The following is a 735-nucleotide window of genomic DNA, read 5'->3' as shown; positions in this document are numbered from 1 at the left end:
CCGCAAAATTCGACCTCTTCTTCAGCCTCGCCGAACAACGCGGACCCAACGGCGAGCTCCAGGGGATCGGCGGTGCTGTCGAGTACTCCAGCGATATCTACGACGCACCCACGGTCCATGCCCTGTTCGACCGCTGGATCCAGCTCCTCGACACCGCGACCGCCCACCCCGATCAGCCGCTCAGCACCATCGACGTTCTCACCCCTGCCGAACGCCACCAGCTCCACCACACCTGGCAGGACACCGCGCTGCCTCTGCCCGAGGCCTCCCTGGCTGACCTGTTCACCCGGCAAGTGACGAAAACCCCGGACGCCCCCGCCGTCATCACCACCGACAGCACCCTCACCTATCAGGACATCGATGCCCGCGCCAACCACCTCGCGCACCACCTCATCGCCCGCGGAGTCCGCCCCGGCGATGCCATCGCTGTCCTGCTCCAGCGCTCACCCGAGACCATCACGACGCTCCTGGCCCTGATGAAGACCGGCGCCGTCTACGTCCCCCTCGACACCCGCTACCCCGCCGAGCGCATCCACCACATCCTCGAGCAGACCAACACCACACTCGTCCTCACCGACACCACCTCACAAACCGCACTGCCGACCACCACGGCCGACCTCCTCATCTCCGAGACCACGCAGCTCAACCAACATGACCAGCACGCACCCGATGTCACGGTCCAGCCGGACGCCGCCGCGTACGTGATGTACACCTCCGGCTCCACCGGCACCCCCA

General features: G+C 66.7%; 1 protein-coding gene. It reads left to right on the top strand.

Annotated elements, in window-relative coordinates; genetic code table 11:
- Window positions 1-735 (top strand): AMP-binding protein (locus C6N31_RS42305; protein ID WP_198359630.1); only part of this gene is annotated, 735 nt, incomplete at both ends.

The sequence above is a fragment of the Streptomyces fildesensis genome, from assembly GCF_016107395.1.
In the GTDB taxonomy this organism is placed as follows: domain Bacteria; phylum Actinomycetota; class Actinomycetes; order Streptomycetales; family Streptomycetaceae; genus Actinacidiphila; species Actinacidiphila fildesensis.
Note: the sequence above shows the minus strand (reverse complement) of the source record. Positions and strands in the feature narration are given on the sequence as shown.